Annotated in this window: 18 protein-coding genes; 7 read left to right on the top strand and 11 right to left on the bottom strand. The window is 68.9% G+C overall.

Annotated features, from left to right (window positions below; translation table 11 throughout):
• Positions 1–13: 13 nt before the first annotated feature.
• The 8 genes from IEW34_RS19530 to IEW34_RS19570 form a co-directional block, all read right to left on the bottom strand.
• A complete protein-coding gene (locus IEW34_RS19530; protein WP_210324539.1) occupies positions 14–838 on the bottom strand; it encodes a phosphodiesterase in 825 nt (274 codons plus the stop codon).
• Positions 839–916: 78 nt separating this feature from the next.
• On the bottom strand, positions 917–1,444 hold the full coding sequence (locus IEW34_RS19535; protein ID WP_244642099.1) for a KTSC domain-containing protein: 528 nt from the start codon (positions 1,442–1,444) through the stop codon (positions 917–919).
• Positions 1,445–2,102: 658 nt separating this feature from the next.
• Positions 2,103–2,834 carry a class I SAM-dependent methyltransferase gene (locus IEW34_RS19545; RefSeq protein WP_188610899.1) on the bottom strand — a complete coding sequence of 244 codons (732 nt, stop codon included), beginning with the start codon at positions 2,832–2,834 and terminating at the stop codon, positions 2,103–2,105.
• Positions 2,835–3,025: 191 nt separating this feature from the next.
• Entirely contained in the window at positions 3,026–3,823 is a 798-nt protein-coding gene (locus IEW34_RS19550; RefSeq protein WP_188610900.1) for an enoyl-CoA hydratase/isomerase family protein, read from the bottom strand.
• Between the two features lie 37 nt (positions 3,824–3,860).
• Positions 3,861–5,090 (bottom strand): ABC transporter substrate-binding protein, encoded by a 1,230-nt coding sequence (locus IEW34_RS19555; RefSeq protein ID WP_188610901.1) that lies wholly within the window; start codon positions 5,088–5,090, stop codon positions 3,861–3,863.
• A gap of 175 nt (positions 5,091–5,265) precedes the next feature.
• Positions 5,266–5,586 (bottom strand): Zn-ribbon domain-containing OB-fold protein, encoded by a 321-nt coding sequence (locus tag IEW34_RS19560; protein WP_188610902.1) that lies wholly within the window; start codon positions 5,584–5,586, stop codon positions 5,266–5,268.
• Positions 5,587–5,590: 4 nt separating this feature from the next.
• Positions 5,591–6,754: a thiolase C-terminal domain-containing protein gene (locus IEW34_RS19565; RefSeq protein ID WP_188610903.1), complete on the bottom strand. Its 1,164-nt coding sequence runs from the start codon at positions 6,752–6,754 to the stop codon at positions 5,591–5,593.
• On the bottom strand, positions 6,751–8,259 hold the full coding sequence (locus IEW34_RS19570) for an AMP-binding protein (protein ID WP_188610904.1): 1,509 nt from the start codon (positions 8,257–8,259) through the stop codon (positions 6,751–6,753). The genes IEW34_RS19565 and IEW34_RS19570 overlap by 4 nt, the downstream gene beginning before the upstream one ends.
• Before the next feature lie 104 nt (positions 8,260–8,363).
• Between IEW34_RS19570 and IEW34_RS19575 the strand changes: the two genes are divergently transcribed.
• The 3 genes from IEW34_RS19575 (at position 8,364) to IEW34_RS19585 (ending at position 10,850) form a co-directional block, all read left to right on the top strand.
• Positions 8,364–9,005, top strand: a complete 642-nt coding sequence (locus tag IEW34_RS19575) for a TetR/AcrR family transcriptional regulator (RefSeq protein ID WP_188610905.1) — start codon at positions 8,364–8,366, stop codon at positions 9,003–9,005.
• Between the two features lie 222 nt (positions 9,006–9,227).
• Positions 9,228–10,043, top strand: coding sequence for a glutathione S-transferase family protein (locus IEW34_RS19580; RefSeq protein WP_188610906.1), 816 nt, complete (start codon positions 9,228–9,230; stop codon positions 10,041–10,043).
• 39 nt (positions 10,044–10,082) lie between these two features.
• Positions 10,083–10,850 carry an SDR family NAD(P)-dependent oxidoreductase gene (locus tag IEW34_RS19585; RefSeq protein ID WP_188610907.1) on the top strand — a complete coding sequence of 256 codons (768 nt, stop codon included), beginning with the start codon at positions 10,083–10,085 and terminating at the stop codon, positions 10,848–10,850.
• Positions 10,851–10,904: 54 nt separating this feature from the next.
• Here the strand turns inward: IEW34_RS19585 and IEW34_RS19590 are convergent, their stop codons facing one another.
• A complete protein-coding gene (locus IEW34_RS19590) occupies positions 10,905–11,477 on the bottom strand; it encodes a TetR/AcrR family transcriptional regulator (RefSeq protein ID WP_188610908.1) in 573 nt (190 codons plus the stop codon).
• Between the two features lie 159 nt (positions 11,478–11,636).
• Between IEW34_RS19590 and IEW34_RS19595 the strand changes: the two genes are divergently transcribed.
• A complete protein-coding gene (locus IEW34_RS19595) occupies positions 11,637–12,425 on the top strand; it encodes a crotonase/enoyl-CoA hydratase family protein (RefSeq protein ID WP_188610909.1) in 789 nt (262 codons plus the stop codon).
• 128 nt (positions 12,426–12,553) lie between these two features.
• On the top strand, positions 12,554–13,636 hold the full coding sequence (locus IEW34_RS19600; protein WP_188610910.1) for a zinc-binding dehydrogenase: 1,083 nt from the start codon (positions 12,554–12,556) through the stop codon (positions 13,634–13,636).
• Positions 13,637–13,663: 27 nt separating this feature from the next.
• Here IEW34_RS19600 and IEW34_RS19605 read toward each other — a convergent pair whose 3' ends face one another.
• Positions 13,664–14,818, bottom strand: a complete 1,155-nt coding sequence (locus tag IEW34_RS19605; RefSeq protein WP_244642113.1) for an FAD-dependent oxidoreductase — start codon at positions 14,816–14,818, stop codon at positions 13,664–13,666.
• A 597-nt stretch (positions 14,819–15,415) separates the two neighbouring features.
• Between IEW34_RS19605 and IEW34_RS19610 the strand changes: the two genes are divergently transcribed.
• On the top strand, positions 15,416–15,883 hold the full coding sequence (locus tag IEW34_RS19610; protein ID WP_188610912.1) for a hypothetical protein: 468 nt from the start codon (positions 15,416–15,418) through the stop codon (positions 15,881–15,883).
• A gap of 8 nt (positions 15,884–15,891) precedes the next feature.
• Here IEW34_RS19610 and IEW34_RS19615 read toward each other — a convergent pair whose 3' ends face one another.
• Positions 15,892–16,812, bottom strand: coding sequence for a LysR family transcriptional regulator (locus IEW34_RS19615; protein ID WP_188610913.1), 921 nt, complete (start codon positions 16,810–16,812; stop codon positions 15,892–15,894).
• A 92-nt stretch (positions 16,813–16,904) separates the two neighbouring features.
• Between IEW34_RS19615 and IEW34_RS19620 the strand changes: the two genes are divergently transcribed.
• Positions 16,905–17,705 (top strand): NAD(P)H-dependent oxidoreductase, encoded by an 801-nt coding sequence (locus IEW34_RS19620; protein WP_188610914.1) that lies wholly within the window; start codon positions 16,905–16,907, stop codon positions 17,703–17,705.
• Positions 17,706–17,778: the final 73 nt, after the last annotated feature.

Genomic DNA, 17,778 nt, shown 5'->3' on the forward strand with positions numbered 1-17,778 from the left:
GCAGGCGACCGCCTCAGGCGAAGGGAAAGGGCCCGGCGAATTCGCCGATCGGCACCAGATGCGTCATCAGGCCGGTCTCTGCCGACCAGCGATGCAGCAGGTATCCGGGAGGCTCCAGATAGGACGCTGGCTTGGCCCCGGCGCCGAGGTCCAGGGCGATCTGCGTCGCGGTGCTCGGGGCGGTGAGCGCGAGCGTGCCGGCCCAGCGTCGCTGCATGGAACGATGTACGTGTCCGCAGACCACGCGCTCGATATGTCCGTGGCGCTGGATCACCGCGGCCAGGGCGTCCGGGTTCATGCATCGGTACGGATCGAGATAGGGGATGCCGCAGGCGAACGGCGGCTGGTGCATGGCGATGATCGTGGGCGCCACCGGGGCTTTCGCCAACGTCGCCGACAGCCAGGCCAGGGTCGCGTCGTCCGCGTGGCCGTGGTGGGCGCCGGGGACGGTGACATCGATGGCGACGATGCGCACCGGGGTGCCCTCGACGGCGAAGTTGATCGGCCCCTCGGCCGGCATGTAGCGATGCGCGGCGAAGGCCGTCCGCAGCGCGTCGCGATCGTCGTGATTGCCGGGCATGACGTAGAGCGGGGCTCGCAACTCGCCCAGGATGCGGTGGGCGACCGCGTATTGCGACGGCGTGCCGTGCTCTGTCACGTCGCCCGTGAGCAGCACCAGATCGGGGGCCGGCGCCAGGGCGTTGACCTGGGCGACGGCGCGGCGGGCCATGTCGTTCGTCGACACCACGCCGTTGTAGAGCGCGCCCTCGTCGCAGAGATGCAGGTCGGAGAGTTGCACGATCAGCATGGAAGCTACGCCGTTGCTCGTCGTTGTCATCGGCTCATCGTTCCTCGGGGCGAGGCCGCCCGCGCTCCGGCCGGGGATCTCCACCACCCGGCCCGTCCTGTCGCCATATCATCTTCGTGGGCGCCGCGGTCGGCGGGAATCCGGCGGCTTGCGCGATCCGCTGCGCTGCCGCGGCACGGGCACGGTGATCGAGCCGCGCAGCTGATCGAGCAGCGACGGCGACGCCGGGCCGCGGCTGGCCTCGTCCGTTCGCGCAGGCGCACTCGCGTGTCGTTCCGTGGCGTACAGATCCCGGATCTCCTCGTTGACATAGCGTCCCTTCGACGGCGCCCGGCACAGCTCCTCGAAGACCTGTGGCGGCACGTCGGCATAGTCGTAGCGCCCCTCCGACCCGGTGAACCAGATCCGGAGGACGCGGGTCTCGGGGTCGTATTCGGCTCGCGTGACGGCCGATGAGCTGAAGGTGGGCATGGATCCGGGCCGGGCGCAGTTGGTATCGGAGAATATAGGACGGCGTCCCCGGAGCGCGTCAACGCCGGGCGCGGCGGCCTCCGCCCGGGCCATAGGATGTTCGTCCCTTCGCTGCATCGCCTTCGGAACAATATTCGCTTGCGGCGACGCGTACCCGGCGCGCATGAATATGGTAATCGTCCAACCGATCGATCCATCTCTTCGAGATCAATCGCCCAGATTTATCTGACCGACGTCTCACACCGCCTATGCGGGCCCGACGCTGCGGGAGAACCTCGGGCTCGAACGGCCCCCGGCCGGCGCCTGGCGTGCCCGCATCACCCGGCGCGAGCAGAGGAAGCGCGCATGACATCGGGCCCCATCGCCACGGCGCCCCCGGCGAGCGAGGATCTCGTCACCGTCACCGGCCGCTCCATCGGCCTTGCCGGCCGCTTCCTCATCAGCGCCGGGCACAACCATTTCGTGTCGGATGCGCGCGTCTCGGCCGGCGGTCCGGGCGAGGCGCTCCAGGCCGGCGAACTGCTGCTCGGGGCGCTCGCCTCGTGCGGCCTGGCGCTGGTTCACAAGCACGCGAGGGTGCTGGGCGTCGCCCTCAGCTCGTCCGGCGTCTCAGTCTCGTTCAAGCGCGACGCGGGCGACCCCACGCGTATGCCTACATCCGCCTTCGCTTCGTCCTGGGCGGCGTCGAATTGGCGACCGCTCGCGAGCTCGTCGGCCACTTCACCGGCACCTGTCCGATCTACAACACGCTGCGCCGCGGCGGGCCGATCGAGGCGGAGGTCGAGGTCGCGGTGGCGGACGGATAGCCGGCGGGCCCGGCGCCTCAAGTCGGCTCCGCCGCGACCAGCAGGAACATGGGACGCTCGCGCTCCTGACCGAGCTCCGGCTGCTGTGCGATCTGCGCTTCGCTCGGGCCGAATTCCTCCACATGCCGAATGATGAAGCCCTGACGGATGAGGAGGTTCAGCGTCGTGCCCAAGGTCCGGTGATACTTGAGCACCCCATCGGTGAGCCAGGAGGTCCGGCGCGGTCCCTCCGCCTGATAGCTGTCCACGGGCCAACTCCGGCGGCCTTGCGCGTCGGTGATCCAGGCGGGCTGGCGCGGCGCCATGAAGATGGGATGCTCGATCGAGAAGACAAAGCTGGCGCCGGGCGCCAGCGCGCGGCGCACGGTCGCCAACAGCCGCTCCAGATCGTCGATGTAGTGCAGGGCGAGCGAGCTGTAGGCGAGGTCGAACGCGGCGGGCGGCAGGTCGAGCTGCTCCAGATCCGCCCGGCGGTAGATTAGCGCCTCGTCTTGCGGTTCGGCCCGAGCGCGCGCCAGCATGTTCTCGGACACGTCGAGGCCGAGCACGTGGGCTGCCCCCGCCTGGCGAGCCCAGCGGCAGAACCAGCCGAAGCCGCAGCCGAGGTCGACCACCCGCAGGCCTGCCATGCTTGGCAGGAGCGCCCGTAGCATGGGCCATTCGGGCGCGGCAGCCAATCCGTCCAGCGAGCGAGGCAGCTGGCTGTAACCCATGAAGAAGACCGGATCGTCATAGATATTCTGGATCATCTCATCTGTTCATCTTGAGAAATTTTTTGCCATGCGCAGCAAACGCGGCCGTTTGAATGGGATGACTGGCCGGGGCAAGGCCAGCCATGACGAAGGTGTATTCGATTTCGACGCCAGGACGCAGCCGTCAACCGGCCGAAAGATCCCGAAAAGGTGCCCCAAACCGACATCTGATCAACAGAAGTTGGTCGCTACCGTCCGACGAAGCGCGCCTCGCGCTTCTCCCGGAAGGCGGCGGTGCCCTCCTTCAGATCGTCGGTGCGGCCCAGATCGTAGAACGAGCGGGATTCGAGGCGGAGCGCCTCGTCCAGCGGCAGTCCGACCGCGCGCTTCATCACATCCTTGGCGAGGCCCTGAGCCAACGGAGAACGCTTGGCCAGCATCTGAGCATAAGCGAGCGTTTGCTCGAGCAGCTCGGCCTGCGCATAGATGCGGTTGACCAGCCCGATGCGCAGGGCGTGCTCGGCGCCGACCCGCTCCCCCGACAGGACGATCTCCATGGCGTGGCCGAGGCCGACGATCTGGGGCAGCCGGATCAGCCCGCCGTCGCAGGCGTGGAAGCCCCATCGCACGTCCTGCAAGGCAAACTCCGCATCGGGCGAGCAGAAGCGGATGTCGCAGGCGAGCGCCAGCTCGAAGCCGCCCGAGATGGCGTAGCCGTTCACGGCCGCGACGATGGGCTTCAGGATGTCCATGTTGCGGGTCACGCCGCCGAAGCCGGGCCCATCGGTGTAGCGGCGCCGGAATTCCGGTGCCGGACGGTTGGCGAAGTCCATCGTATAGGTCTTCAGGTCGGCGCCGGCACAGAAGCTCTTGCTTCCCGACCCCGTCACCACCGCGACCCGTGCATCGGGGTCCTCGGCAAACGTGCGGAATGCCTCGACCAGGGCATCGTTGGCAGCGAAGTCGAGGGAGTTCATCTTGTCGGGCCGGTTGATCGTGATCAACCGAACCGCGTCATGCTTGTCGTATTGAATATCGGAACTCATGTGCAACCCTCTGCTGTCGACAGGTGCATCGGCCGGCTCACGGCCTCTTGATCATCGGGCATTTGCTTTGCTCGAGCGGACGAAAGGCCTGCGATCCCGGCGTCGTCTTGACGATCTTGAACAGGTCCCATTCGCCCGTGGATTCCGCGGGCGTCTTGACCTGCAGCAGCAGGATGTCGTGCAGCATGATGCCGTCCTCGCGCACGCGCCCGTCCGGCACGATGGCGTCACGCACCGGCAGCTCGCGGATCTTCCTGGCGATGTCGTCGCGGTTGTCCGAGCCCGCGGCGGCGACGCTCTTCAGGTAGTGCAGCACGGCGGAGTAGACGCCCATCTGGATCGAGCTCGGCATGCGACCGTTGTGGCGCTTCTGGAAGCGCTCGGCCCAGGCGCGCGTTTCGGACGTCTGATCCCAGTAGTAGCCGTCCGCGACGAGCAGGCCCTGCGCCGTGTCGAGGCCGACGGAACGGGCGTCGTTCAGGTAGAACAGCCCGGTCGCCAGCCGCTGGCCGCCGCTGACGATGCCGAATTCGTTGGCCTGCTTGACCGAGTTGATGGTGTCGGCGCCCGCGTTCAGCAGCGCCACCACGTCGGCTTTCGAGGCTTGCGCTCGCAGCAGGAACGACGAGTAGTCGGCGGTATTCAGCGGCGTCTTGACGGAACCCGTGACCGTGCCACCGCTCGCCTGGACCGCGGCAGAGAGGTCGGCGGACAGGGCTTCGCCCCAGGCGTAGTCGACGGGCAGGAAGAACCAGCTTTTGCCGCCCTGCGCCGTGACGGCCCGGCCCATGCTGTTCGCGAGCGCATAGCTGTCGTAGACCCACATGAAGCCGTAGGGCGAGCACGCCTCCGAGGTGAAGCGGGAGGTGCCGCCGCCGGCGGCGATGAGGATGCCGGACGTGTTGCGCACGATCTCCTGCACGGCGAGCAGAATGCCCGAGTTCGGCACATCGACGATGAGGTCGACCTTGTCCGCATCGAGCCACTTGCGGGCGATGGTGTTGGCCACGTCGGGCTTCTGCTGGTGGTCGGCGAAAATGAGCTTGACCGGCTTGCCCAGGACCCGACCGCCGAAATCCTCGACCGCCATGCGGGCGGCGATCACCGAGCCCTGCCCCGTGATGTCCGCGTAGGGGCCCGACTGGTCGTTGAGGACGCCGATCGTGATGCCGTCGGGACCGGCCACGGCGGTCCCGCCCCCGTGCAGTAGCGCCAGGCCCAGTGCCGCCGCGGCCATCCCGAACCGCTGCCATCTATGCTTGCTCATGGTCTGCCTCCCGTTTCGTTTATGCTTGTGGTGACTGTTCATTCAGCGCTGTTGCGCTAGAGAATTTCCGCGTTTCTTCGAATCGCCGAAATGCTCTATCGCTTGACTTGTCGTGTTTTCCTTCACGCGAACCGGCGTCCCCTTCGCGCGAAAACACTCTGGCGGCCGGTTTCGATCACCGGTCGAGCGCGAAGACCGGGATCCGGTCCTGGCACCCGACCAGGCTCACGCGCTCGCCCAGCGCAGCGTGGGCGGGCGTGTTCCGCAGCCGGCCGGTGATGCGCACGCCCGCGTCCAGATCGACGATGGCGATGCAATAGGCGCCGTGCTCGCGGAAGCTCTTGGGCGGGCGCCGGATGACCGTCCAGGAGACCAGCGTGCCGGCGCCCTCCACCGGCATCGATGTGAGCGCGCCGGCACAGGCCGGGCACATGTCCCGCGGGCCCGCGTCGAGGCGCCCGCAGGCACTGCACGTCAGGATGCTGAGCGCTGCCATCGGCTCAGGCGTCCAGGCGCTTCAGGATGTTGACGGTGCAGGCGACGCCGGTGCCGCCCAGGTTGTGGGTCAGGCCGAAGGCTGCGTCGCGCACCTGGTTGGGATGCGCGCCGCGCAGCTGCAGCACCGTCTCGTAGATCTGTCCGATGCCGGTGGCGCCGACCGGGTGGCCCTTGGCCAGCAGCCCGCCACTCGGGTTGATCGGCCGGTCGCCGCCGACGCCCGTGCGCCCTTCGCGCGCCCAGGCCGCGCTCTCGCCGCGCGGGATGAGGCCGAGGTCCTCCGCATCGATGATCTCGGCGATGGAGAAGCAGTCGTGCAGCTCGACCAGATCGACCATCCGCGGCTCGATCCCCGCCGTGGCGAAGGCCTGGCGGGCGGCGCTCACCGTCGCGTCGAAGCTGCAAAGGTCGCGGTGACCCCCAATGCGCGGACTGCCGCGCGTCTGCACCGATGCGGCGACCTCCACCGGCTGGGCCGTGAGCTCGGCGTGCAAGTCCGCGGCGGCGAGCACCACCGCCGCGGCGCCGTCGCTGACCGGACAGCAATCATAGAGCCGCAGGGGATCGCAGATCTGCGGCGAGGCCTCGATCTCCTCATCCCGGAGCGTGGCCCCCATCTGCGCCAGCGGATTGCGGAGACCGTTACCTTTGTTCTTGCGCACGACGGCCGACAGCTCGGCGCGGCCGACGCCGTAGCGTTCGCCGTAGAGGCGCGCGGCGAGACCGAACAGGCCCGGAAAGGTGAGGCCGCTCACGCCGTCGGCCGCGTTGTCCATGGCACAGTTCAAGGCGGCCGTGACGCTCGCCGTGTCGGCGTGGGACATCTTCTCAGCACCGACCGCGATGGCGACGTCGCAGAGCCCCGTCGCGATCGCGAGATAGGCATGGCGGAAGGCGATGCCGCCGGAGGCGCAGGCGCCTTCCACCTTGGTGCATGGGATCTGCGCCAGGCCGAGCCCGTCGGCGACCAGACCCGCGAGCACCTCCTGCCCGGTCAGCGGCCCGGCGATGAAGTTGCCGAGGTAGAGGGAGCCGATGCGCGCGCGATCGAGCCCGGACTCGGCGATGGCGGCGCCGGCCGCGTGCAGGGCGAGGGAGGTGATGGTGGCATCGCCGTGGCGACCGAACGGGGTGGACCCGATGCCGGCGACAAGGACGCGTCTCATGGGATCGCCTCCTCCCCGAGAAGCTGCTGCCTGAGCTCGGTCTTGAGGATCTTGCCGTAGTTGTTCTTCGGCAGCTGCGCGACGAAGCGGTAGAGTTTGGGCCGCTTGAACCGGGCGATGTGCGCCAGGCACAGCGCATCGAGTTCGCCCTCGGTCGCCGACTGTCCGGGCACGCAGGCGATGACGGCGACCACCTCCTCGCCCCAGTCGGCGTGCGGCCGGCCGATCACCGAGACCTCCAGGACCGCCGGGTGGAGCAGCAGAACCTCCTCCACCTCGCGGGGATAGATGTTGGTGCCGCCGGAGATGATCATGTCCTTCGAGCGGTCGCGCAGGGTGAGGAAGCCGCGCTCGTCGAGCGAGCCGAGATCGCCGGTGTGCAGCCAGCCCCGCTGCAATGCCGATGCGGTGGCCTCGGCATTGCCGAGGTATTCCTTCATCACGCAGTCGCTGCGGGTCAGCACCTCGCCAACTTCGCCAACCGGCAGTTCGTTCCCGTCGTCGTCCGCAACGCGCACCTCGACGCCGGATCGCGCGACGCCGCACGTGGCGAGCAGCTCGTCATCGCCGTGCAGGGTCTTGGCGAGGCCGGTGATGGTCATCGGCGATTCGCCTTGACCGAACAGTTGAAACAGCCGTGGGCCGAAGATCTCGACCGCCTTGCGCAGATCTGCCCTGTAGGTAGGGCCTCCGCCGTAGTAGATCGTCTTCAGGTTCTGGATCTTGGCGCGGCCGATGTCGGCGTGATTGATGAGCCGCGTCAGCATGGTCGGAGCGGCGAAGAACGTCAGGTTCCGATGTTGTTCCAGGGCCTCGAAGATCCGCTCGACGTCGAACCCCGCCTGAATCACCTGATGGCTGCCCTTGAGCAGGTGGGGCAGGCCGTAGAGCCCCGAGCCGTGCGACATGGGCGCCGCGTGCAGCTTGGTATCGCGCGCGTCGATCTGGTCGATGTCGGCGTAATAAACGTTGCTCATGAAGATGAGGTTGCGGTGGGTGAGCACGGCGCCCTTGGGCCGGCCCGTCGTACCGCTGGTGTAGAAGATCCAGGCAGGGTCGTCGCCGGCGCGCTCGCGGGGTGTCAGGCGGTCTGCGCCGAGCAGCGCCCGGTAGTCGTCGGTGCCCGTCTGAATGACGCGCAGGTCTGCGACGCTGCCGGCGAGCGGGGTCGGATCGTCGAGCAACCCGGGCGTCGTGAACAGCAGCCTGGCCGCGCAATTCTCGATGATGAAGGCGACCTCGCGCACGTGCAGCTTGGCATTGATGGGCACGGCGACCAGCCCTGCCGTCCACGCCGCGGCCAGCACCTCCAGGAACTCGCCGCAATTCTCCATGTAGAGCGCGACCCGGTCGCCCGGCCGGGCGCCGCGTGCCGCCATGGTGAAGGCGATGCGGGCGACGCGATCGATCCACTGGCCGTAGGAGAGGGTGCCGCGCCCGTCGGTGACCGCCGGCCGGTCGGGCAGCGTCCGGGCCACCGCGAACAGCAAAGATGCGAGATTCATCCCTAGACCTTTACTCATGAGTAGGGTAGATTGATTTTCAAGTAACGTATCCGCCTCCGCGGTCGCATGCAAGGGGCTGACGGGGGATCGTGTATGGAGACGGGATGAGCCTGACCGAGGACATGCGAGCGGCCGGCACCGACCCGTTCGATCGCGCGCAGCAGCGTCTCCGCAAGAAGGCGGCGGTGCTCAAGGCGGCGGCGACGGCGTTCAACCGGCGCGGCTTCGCCAATACATCGATGGATGAGGTCGCCGCGACGCTCGGCATCTCGAAGCCGTCGCTTTATCAGTATTTCAAAAGCAAGCAGGAAATACTCTACCAGTGCCATCTGCTCGCGGTCGAGCACGGCGAGGCGGGCGTCGTCGAGGCCCAGGCGACGAGCGGGTCCGGCTTGGCCAAGTTTCTGACCTATGTGCGCCGCTATCTGCGCGGTTATTTCGACGACCTCGGCAGCTGTGCGGTTCTGCTCGACGTCTATTCGCTGTCCGGCGAACACGTGGACGAGATCGTGCGCCGCCGGGACGGTGTGACCCGAGCGGTGCAGGAGTTCATCGATGCGGGCATCGCCGACGGCAGCATCGTCGATTGCGATCCCACATTGGCCACTTTCTTTGCCTTCGGCGCCGTGAACTGGATGTCCGTCTGGTACCGGCCGACGGGGGCCCGGTCGCCGGACGAGATCATCGAGACGTTCACCAGGCTGTTCACCTCTGGAATGGCCGCCCGGCCACCTGCCGGAACGTAGCAGCCCGCTCCGTTTCTTCCTCTAGCCATCCATCCTGGGGGTCGGGTCCGCGGTGTGGTTGCGATCGCCGCAGGCCGGGGATGCGGGGAGCTCGCGTGGCTCCCACTCCGGTTCGGCTTGACGTCGGCGATCTGGATGATGATTATCATGTAGATATCCGACGACCGGGGCCGGTGCGTAGGGCATCGTCATGGACGGTCGCGGTGGGAGCGGGAGGCGATGATGGCCGTGCTCAGGATCTTCTCCTATCTGCCCAACCCGCGGATCTGGAAGGCCACCATCGCGGCCCGCCTCGTTGGCGTCGAGGTCGAGGTCCGCGGCGCAAAGTCGGCGGAGCTGGCGCAGTGGCTCTGGGATTTCGAGGCCCGGCCGCTCTCCGAGGCGGAGCGCGTGGAGCGCGGCGATCTGGCGCGCGTCGGGCGGGTCGGCTTCCGCGGCACGTCGATCCTGAAGACGGAGGCCTTTCTCGACGCCCATCCCTTCGGCACGGTGCCGGCCGCCTTCGGGCCCGACGGCGATGTCGGCATCTTCGAGTCGAACAGCATCATGCGCGCCGTGGCGCGGCTCGGCGGTCCGCAAAGCACGCTCTACGGGCGCGATCCCTACGAGGCCTCGCGCATCGACAGCTTCCTCGACGCCGGCCTCGTCTTCGCCCGCGACGGCCAGCACTATCTGCTGGCGCTGCGTGGCCAAGCGGTGTCGGCGGAGACGCATGCGCGGGCACGCGACGCCTTCCAGATCTACCTCGCCGGCATCGAGCGGGCACTGGCACCAGCGCGCGAGGCGATCGTCGGCGACACGCTGACGCTCGCCGACATCTGCTTCGCGACCGAGCTGGCGCTGTTCGCCAACGAGCGGATCCAGCAGGACGTCCTCGCGCGCGAGGGCCTGGCGCAGGCCTGGGACGGCGCGGTGGAGGCGGCCCATCCCCGCGCCTTCGCGCATTTTTCGCGCCTGCGCCGTCATCCAGCCTTCGCGCCGGACATGGCGGCCTACCTCGATAAGCTCGAGCAGCGTTCGGCGCCGGCGCCGGCCTGATCGCCGCCCGCTTCCATCGCCCTCCTTCGGAGCCCTCCCATGACCTCGTCGTTGACCCTTCCGCCACTCGATCCGCCCGCGCCTCGCGGCAGCCTGCTCGTCGTCGGCGTCGGCGCCTCCCATGGCCTCGGCGCCGCCATCGCGCGGCGCTTCGCCGCCGGCGGCTATCCCGTCGCCGTCGCCGGGCGCAACGCGCCCAAGCTCGAGGCGACGGCCGCCGAGCTGCGCGAAGCGGGCGCCAGCGTGGTCAGCGTCGTCGGCGATGCGTCGACGGCCGACGATGCCCGGCGCTTTGTGGCGGCGGCCCAGGAATTGGCGCCGCTCGCCATTGCCGTCCACAACGCCGGCAGCAACCGCCCGGCGCCGTTCCTGGAGGTCAGCGAGCAACGTTTCGAGGGTCATTGGCGCGAGCACGCGCTCGGCGGTTTCCATGTGGCCCAGGCCGTGCTGCCCGTGCTGGTGACGCGCGGCGGCGGCAGCCTGATCTTCACCGGCGCCAGCGGCAGCCTGCGCGGCAAGGCCCACTACGCGCCCTTCGCCGCCGCCAAGGCGGCGCTGCGGGCCACCGCCCAGAGCATCGCCCGCGAGTTCGGGCCGCAGGGCGTGCATGTCGGGCACGTGGTCGTCGACGGCGGCATCGAAGGCGACCGGCTGCTGTCGCTCCGGCCGGGGCTCAAGGACCAGCAGGGCCCCGACGGCCTGCTGAACATCGCCGCCATCGCCGAGGCCTATTGGACGCTGCACCACCAGCATCGCAGTGCCTGGACCCTCGAGCTCGACTTGCGACCCTGGGCGGAGACGTTTTGACGGTCCTGCGCTGGTCTCGGTTGCGGCAGCGCCGCTGAGACTTGCGCTGCACCGCTAAGCCGGCCCGTCGGGCTGCATGGCGGTGACGTGGTCCTTGACCGCCTTCAGGATGGCGTCGGAGCGGGCGGGATCGGTGATCACGCGCGCGATCGCCAGGGCGCCCACCATGGCGCTGACCGCGGCGATGGCCTTGGCGTCGTCGCCGCCGAGATCGTCGGCGACGCTGGTGATGTAGCGCTCGATGTAATCGGTCATGATCACACGCGAGCGCCGGTCGGCGCGGCCCACGTCGGAGGCCAGCGCCCCGATTGCGCATCCGGACTGGCGCGCATCGCGGTGTGCGCGGCTGAGATAGCTGCGCACGAAGCCCGCGAGACGGCCGGGGCGGCCCGCCGGCACCGCGGCCCGGGCGTTGTGCTGGCCCTCCGCCAGCGCTCGCTCAAGTGCCTGCGCCAACAGGTCGGAGCGCGACTCGAAATGCCCGTAGAAGCCGCCATGGGTGAGGTTCACGGCCTGCATCAGCTTGCCGACGCTGACCGATTCCAGGCCGTCCGCGCGGATCTGCTCGGCGGCGGCGGCCAGGATGCGCTCGCGGTTCTGTGCCTTCTCGGCCTGCGAATGACCCATGTCCTTGTCCCCTCCAGTTCGGTCCCTTGACCATCAGCATTATATCCATCATCGTTCTGAATGACGAATATCATGCAGATGGGCTACGCCGCCCCGGGCCGCACGGTGACGAGTCGCCATCGGGCCGCCGGCGCACCAGAAGCGGGAGAGGGAACGACCATGTCCGAGACGAGCACCCCCGGCCGCGTGCGTCACGAGCGCCACGACCACATCCTGAAGATCATCATCGACAATCCGGCCAAGAAGAACTCCTTCCAGCCGGAGATGATGGCCGAGCTGTCGGACGCGCTGACCCTGCTCGACACCGACGACGAACTGTGGATCGGCGTGCTCTGCGCCGCCGGCGACAACTTCACCGCCGGGCTCGACATGCCGAAGTTCTTCGGCCCGACGGCGAAGCGGATTGAGAGCCCGCCCACCAACATCGATCCCTTCGGCCTGCGCAACCAGTGCCGCAAGCCGATCGTGACGGCGGTGCAGGGCATCTGCTTCACCGTCGGCATCGAGATCATGCTGGCCGGCGACATCGTCGTGGCCGCCGACGATTGCCGCTTCTGCCAGATGGAGGCCAAGCGCGGCATTGCCCCGTTGGGCGGCGCGCACTTCCGCTTCCTCACCCGTGCCGGCTGGGGCAACGCCATGTATCACCTGATGCTCTGCGACGAGTTCGGCGCCGCCGAGGCCTACCGCATCGGGCTGGTGCAGGAGGTGGTGCCTGCGGGCCGCCAGGTGGAGCGGGCGATGGAGATCGCGCGGCTCATCAACGCCAATGCGCCGCTCGGTATCCAGGTCACCAAGGAGGCCGGCCGCACGTTCATCGCGGCAGGCGAGCAGGCGGCCATCGCCGCCATCCCCACGATCCGCGACCGGGTGATGCAGAGCGCCGATGCGGCGGAGGGCATCCGCTCCTTCGTCGAGCGTCGCGCGGCCAACTTCCAGGGGCGCTGACGCGTTGCGCCCAGGCCGGCGCAGATTTGCGCCGGCTTGGGCTCGACGCGGCCAAGCCGTTCACGCCATCATCCCCGCCGGTTGAATCGGCAAGAGGCGCTCCAGGCAGAGGGCGCCGGGAGGAAACGATGCGTGCAGCGGTTTTCCGCGGCGGCGAGCTGGTCGTCGACGATGTGGCGGAGCCTGTTCCCGGCAAAGGCCAGGTGCTGGTCAAGACGTTGGCCTGCGGGATTTGTGGCTCGGACCTGCACGCGCTGCACTATGCGCCGCGCATGGTCGAAGCCTCCCGCCGCGTGAGCGGACGGCCGGGCATGGACCTCGCGCAGGACATCGTGTTCGGCCACGAGTTCTGCGCCGAGGTGATCGAGCACGGCCCCGGCACCGACAAGCGCCACAAGGTCGGCACGCGCGTCTGCTCGGTGCCGGTGACCTTCACGGCGGCCGGGTCTGCGACGGTCGGCTATTCGAACATCGCGCCGGGCGGCTACGCCGAGCGCATGGTGCTGAGCGAAGGGCTGATGATCGAGGTGCCGAACGGCTTGTCCGACGAGCAGGCGGCGCTGACCGAGCCGATGGCGGTGGGCTGGCACGCGGTCGAGCGCGCGCGTCTGACGCCGAACGACGTGCCCCTCGTCATCGGCTGCGGCCCTGTCGGGCTGGCCGTCATCGCCGGACTCCGGATCAAGGGCGTGCATCCCATCCTGGCGGCCGATTTCTCGCCGGCGCGGCGGCGGCTGGCCGAGACCATGGGCGCCGACATCGTCCTCGATCCGGCCGAGCATTCCCCCTACACGCGCTGGCAGGACGAGGCGACGCCGGAGGGCTTCGATCCCGAAAATCCCCTCGCCCGGCTGGGCGTCGGGCCGCAGCGGCGGCCGGGCGTCGTCTTCGAATGTGTCGGCGTTCCCGGCATCATCCAGCAGATCTTCGAGGGCGCCATGCGCAACACCCGCGTCGTGGTGGTGGGCGTCAACATGGAGAGCGACACCATCGAGCCGTTCTTCGGCATCACCAAGGAAATCGACCTCCAGTTCGTGCTGGGCTACACGCCGCAGGAGTTCGCGCTGGCGCTGCACCACCTGGCCGAAGGCAAGATCGACGGCGCGCCGCTGGTCACCGGCAAGGTCGGCGTCGAGGGCGTGAAGCAGGCCTTCCAGGACCTCGCCAATCCCGAGGCGCATGCCAAGATCATGGTCGAGCCCTGGCGCTGACGGCCGAGCGGCGCGGCTTCGGTCCGGCTACAGCGGGCGGACGTGCTCCGGCCGGAAGCCGAGGCCGATCAGCCGGCCGGCGAGATGAGCGAGCCAGGGTTGTCGCGCGATGGCGCGCATGAAGGCGGGGGGCCCGGTGCGCTTGGCGCCGTCCGCCTCGCGCTGGCGCCGGTCGCGCCGCATCATCAGTTGCAGTCTCTGCGTCGCTTTGGTCGGAAAGGCCCGCCGGGCCTGGACGGCGGCGAGGTGCCGGTCGACCAGCGTACCGTCTTTCAGCGGCCGGGCGAGGATGTTGGCGGCCGCCACCGCATCCTGGATCGCCAGGTTCACGCCGACCCCGCCGATCGGCGACATGGCGTGCGCGGCATCGCCGATGCAGATCAGGCCGGGCTTCCACCAGCGCGTCAGCCGGTCGATGCGCACGCTGAGCAGGTGCACGTCGTCCCAGGAGCGCACCTCCTCGAGGCGCTCGGCGGGCAGCGGCGAGACGGCCGCGACGGCAGCGCGGAACGCCTCGATACCTTGGCTCTTCACGTCGGCGAAGCTGCCCCTGCGGACCACGTAGCCGCATTGCCAGCTGGCGCCGCGGTCGATCATGACGAAGCCTTGGCGCGGGCCGCCGTGGCCCATGGTGTAGGGGGGATCGGCCGGCTGGTGGGAGAGCTTCATCCACAGCACGTCGCTCGGGCTACCGAAGCTCTCGACGGCGAGGCCCGCCTGGGCGCGGACGACGGAGTTGCGGCCGTCGGCGCCGACCACGAGGGCGGCGCGCAGCGCCAGTTCGCTGTCGCGCGTGCGGGCCTTGAGCCCGACCACGCGGCCGGCTTCCTCGGCCAGGCTGGTCACCTCGGCCTCGAGGAGCATGCGGAAGTTCGGGTACCGTCCGGCTTGCCGCGCGATGTAGTCGAGAAAGTCCCATTGCGGCATGAAGGCAATGAAGCGGCAGCGGGTCGGCAGGCGCGAGAAATCGGCGATGGTGACGTCGGCCCCGCCGATCTCGGCGTTGAGCCGTGGAGCCTGGGTATGTGGCAACGCCAGCAGCCCCTCCAGGAGGCCGAGCTCGTACATCACCTCGAGCGTCGAGGGATGGATGGTGTCGCCCCGGAAATCGCGGAGGAAATCGGCGTGCTTCTCGACGACGGTGACCTCCACGCCGGCGCGCGCGAGCAGCAGGCCCAGCATCAACCCGGCGGGACCGGCGCCCACGATGGCACAGGCGCTCGCCGCGGCTCCAGGGGCTCCCGCCTCGCTGCCGTGCCTGCGCTCACCGATCGCTCGACCGACCATGACCCCTCCCGCTCCGTCGTCGTGGCCGGCCTCGACCCGGCCGCTGCCGAGCGGTTCCCCGCGCCTCGTTCCTGACGGCTCCTGTTTCGGCTCGGAGCCTCGCCGAGCTTATCGGGCGGCGCAGGGCAGCGCAGCCCGTTAGAGCATTTCCGCGTTTCTTCGAATCGCGGAAATGCTCTATCTGTTTGTTTTGTCGCGTTTTCTTCACGCGAACCGGCGTCCACATCGCTCGAAAGCGGATACTCTAGCGCTCGTGAGCAGGACGAGCCGAGCTCAGCCCCGTCGGCCCGCATCTCGATCGGTGACGGTCCCGTGGGCGGGCGCCGCGCGTCATGCCGTGCGGTCGCCACGACCTCCGGCTGGTTTCAAAGACTCGTGCATGGGCTATGACGTGGCGCCCGATCGACAGTGCTTGCGGACGACCATGACAGCGACGACCTGCTCTCACCACGACGACAGTCTTCAGCCGGCGCCTTTGGCGGGGGGCGAATCATGAGGCGCGCAATCCTCGCCGTGGTCGGGGCCCTGACGTTGGGGGGCGTGGCGACGGCGGGCGAGCCGAAGATGGAGGAACTGATCGCCCGCCAGGTCGCCTGTCGCGCGCCCTCGCCGCCGGGGGCCGCGCTGCTCGATCTCAAGCGCGCCAACCTCATTGACGCCAAACCGGTGTGGGTCACCAATCGTCTCAACTACTTCAAGCTCAAGCGGCCGCTGATGGTCGAAGGCCTTCGGGTCGTCGGCGTCTTCGGTTTTGACGACAGCGGCCAATTTCCGTTCGTGCGCAGCCGCGGCACCGGGCCGGCCGATGTCTTCGGCGTGGTGACTTCGTCCAGCGACACGCTGATCGCCCGGTGGCGGAGCCGATACGCCGGCAAGGAGATCGTCTGGGACAACGAGTCCGACTTCGGGCCGGGCTTCGCACAGATCTATTGCAGCAAAGCGTCGGGGGCGGACGAGTAGGCGCTCCGTCACAGCGGCGCCACCCCGGGGATGGCGCCGATCTCCGCGGCGAGGAAGTCGACCAGCAGTCGCACCCGCGCGATCCCCGCCCGCTCCGGCACGATGAGCAGGCTCAGGGGGACGGAGGGAAGGGCGTAAGCCGGCAAGATCGCCTCCAGCCGGTCGGTACGCAGCAGATCGTCGACAAGCCAACGATGGGCCGGCGCGATGCCGCGGCCGGCGACGAGCGCCTCGCGCGCGGCAAGCCCGTGGTCGACACGCAGCCGCCCGCCGAAGGGCACCGCATGGCGGGCGCCGTCCGGCCCCAGCAGAGCCAGCGTGTCGCTGCCCGCCACATTCGACATGCGGATGCCGTCGTGACCCGAGAGGTCTTGCGGCGCCACGGGCCGTCCTCGCCGCGCCAGGTAGTCCGGCGCCGCCACCATGAGACGGCGCGAGTGGCCGAGCGCCCTGAGCCGCATGGAGCTGTCGCTCAGCGGGCCAAGACGCAGGGCGATGTCGACGCCTTCGCGCACCAGATCGATGCGCTCGTCCGTCAGGCTCAGGTCGATCGCGATGCCGGGATAGCGGTCTTGAAAGGCGAAGATGAGCCGGCTCACGTGCAGGACGCCGATCGCCGCCGTGCAGGAGATGCGGATGGTGCCGGCGGGCGCACCGCGTGTGACCCGCGCCTCGTCACCGGCCTGCTCGACGAGGCGCAGGATCTGGACGCTGTCGGTGTAGTAGCGGGCCCCTTCTTCGGTCGGCGTCACGCGCCGGGTGGTGCGGCTGATCAGCGGCACGCCGACCGCTTCCTCCAGCTCGCGCAGCTGCCGCGTCACCGTGGACTGCCCCACGCCCAGCTCGCGCGCCACTGCCGACAGGCTGCCGCGCTCGGCGACGCGGACGAAGGTACGCATGCGTTCGAGCGTGACGTCAGACTTATCCATATATCGGCATAATCATATGCATCAACGCAAGCTAGCGGCAATTTCGGCCTGTGGCTACCTGGGGGGCGTCGCCCCCTTGACGGAGCCGGTCCATGAATATTCTGCTCGTCTTTGCCCACCCCGAGCCACGCTCGCTCAACGGTGCGCTTCGCGATGTCGCCGTCGCCGAGCTCGCCGGCCAGGGCCACGCGGTGCGCGTCTCCGATCTCTACGCTCAAGGCTGGAAATCCGTTGTCGACCGGGCCGACTTCCCGGCCCTGGCACCCGGGGCGCGGCTCATGCCGGCGCCGGCGTCGGGCCAGGCGTTCGCCGGGGGCGGGCTGACCGAGGACGTCAAGGCCGAGCAGGCCAAGCTGCTCTGGGCCGACGTCCTGATCCTGCAGTTTCCGCTGTGGTGGTACACCATGCCGGCGATCCTCAAGGGCTGGGTCGACCGGGTGTTCGCCTACGGTTTCGCCTATGGCGTGGGCGAGCACAGCGAACGCCACTGGGGCGACCGCTTCGGCGAGGGCACGCTGGCAGGCAAGCGCGCCATGCTGATCGTGACCGCTGGCGGCTGGGGCGAGCACTACGCCCCCCGCGGCGTCAACGGGCCGATCGACGACCTGTTGTTCCCGATCAACCACGGCATCCTCTACTATCCCGGCTACGAGGTGCTGCCTGCGTTCGTGGCCTATCGGGCCGACCGCCTCGACGACGGGGGCTTCGCGCACGTTGCCGAGCGCCTGCGGGCGAGGATGCGGACGCTGGCGACGACCCCGCCCATTCCCTATCGGCGTCAGAATGGCGGCGATTATCTGATTCCGAGCCTGCACCTGCGCCCGGGGCTGGACGCGCCCGGCACCACCGGCTTCGCGCTCCACGTGAACGGGACTGCGCACGAACCCGGGTGACTGGGCTCGCAGGCGCGCGGCACCACTAGTGCATTTCCGCGTTTCTTCGAATCGCCGAAATGCTCTATCTGAT

Origin of the sequence: Chelatococcus reniformis (genome assembly GCF_014640075.1) — a bacterium.
GTDB classification, from domain to species: Bacteria; Pseudomonadota; Alphaproteobacteria; order Rhizobiales; family Beijerinckiaceae; genus Camelimonas; species Camelimonas reniformis.

Bases quoted from the DNA above. Each gene is read 5' to 3' on its own strand.
- IEW34_RS19585 (WP_188610907.1), top strand. From the start codon at position 10,083: ATGACCTCGTCGTTGACCCTTCCGCCACTCGATCCGCCCGCGCCTCGC.
- IEW34_RS19590 (WP_188610908.1), bottom strand. From the start codon at position 11,477: ATGGGTCATTCGCAGGCCGAGAAGGCACAGAACCGCGAGCGCATCCTG.
- IEW34_RS19580 (WP_188610906.1), top strand. From the start codon at position 9,228: ATGGCCGTGCTCAGGATCTTCTCCTATCTGCCCAACCCGCGGATCTGG.
- IEW34_RS19565 (WP_188610903.1), bottom strand. From the start codon at position 6,754: ATGAGACGCGTCCTTGTCGCCGGCATCGGGTCCACCCCGTTCGGTCGC.
- IEW34_RS19545 (WP_188610899.1), bottom strand. From the start codon at position 2,834: ATGATCCAGAATATCTATGACGATCCGGTCTTCTTCATGGGTTACAGC.
- IEW34_RS19550 (WP_188610900.1), bottom strand. From the start codon at position 3,823: ATGAGTTCCGATATTCAATACGACAAGCATGACGCGGTTCGGTTGATC.
- IEW34_RS19610 (WP_188610912.1), top strand. From the start codon at position 15,416: ATGAGGCGCGCAATCCTCGCCGTGGTCGGGGCCCTGACGTTGGGGGGC.
- IEW34_RS19575 (WP_188610905.1), top strand. From the start codon at position 8,364: ATGAGCCTGACCGAGGACATGCGAGCGGCCGGCACCGACCCGTTCGAT.
- IEW34_RS19555 (WP_188610901.1), bottom strand. From the start codon at position 5,090: ATGAGCAAGCATAGATGGCAGCGGTTCGGGATGGCCGCGGCGGCACTG.
- IEW34_RS19605 (WP_244642113.1), bottom strand. From the start codon at position 14,818: ATGCTGGGCCTGCTGCTCGCGCGCGCCGGCGTGGAGGTCACCGTCGTC.
- IEW34_RS19570 (WP_188610904.1), bottom strand. From the start codon at position 8,259: ATGAATCTCGCATCTTTGCTGTTCGCGGTGGCCCGGACGCTGCCCGAC.
- IEW34_RS19620 (WP_188610914.1), top strand. From the start codon at position 16,905: ATGAATATTCTGCTCGTCTTTGCCCACCCCGAGCCACGCTCGCTCAAC.
- IEW34_RS19615 (WP_188610913.1), bottom strand. From the start codon at position 16,812: ATGGATAAGTCTGACGTCACGCTCGAACGCATGCGTACCTTCGTCCGC.
- IEW34_RS19535 (WP_244642099.1), bottom strand. From the start codon at position 1,444: ATGCGCGCCGGGTACGCGTCGCCGCAAGCGAATATTGTTCCGAAGGCG.
- IEW34_RS19595 (WP_188610909.1), top strand. From the start codon at position 11,637: ATGTCCGAGACGAGCACCCCCGGCCGCGTGCGTCACGAGCGCCACGAC.
- IEW34_RS19530 (WP_210324539.1), bottom strand. From the start codon at position 838: ATGACAACGACGAGCAACGGCGTAGCTTCCATGCTGATCGTGCAACTC.
- IEW34_RS19600 (WP_188610910.1), top strand. From the start codon at position 12,554: ATGCGTGCAGCGGTTTTCCGCGGCGGCGAGCTGGTCGTCGACGATGTG.
- IEW34_RS19560 (WP_188610902.1), bottom strand. From the start codon at position 5,586: ATGGCAGCGCTCAGCATCCTGACGTGCAGTGCCTGCGGGCGCCTCGAC.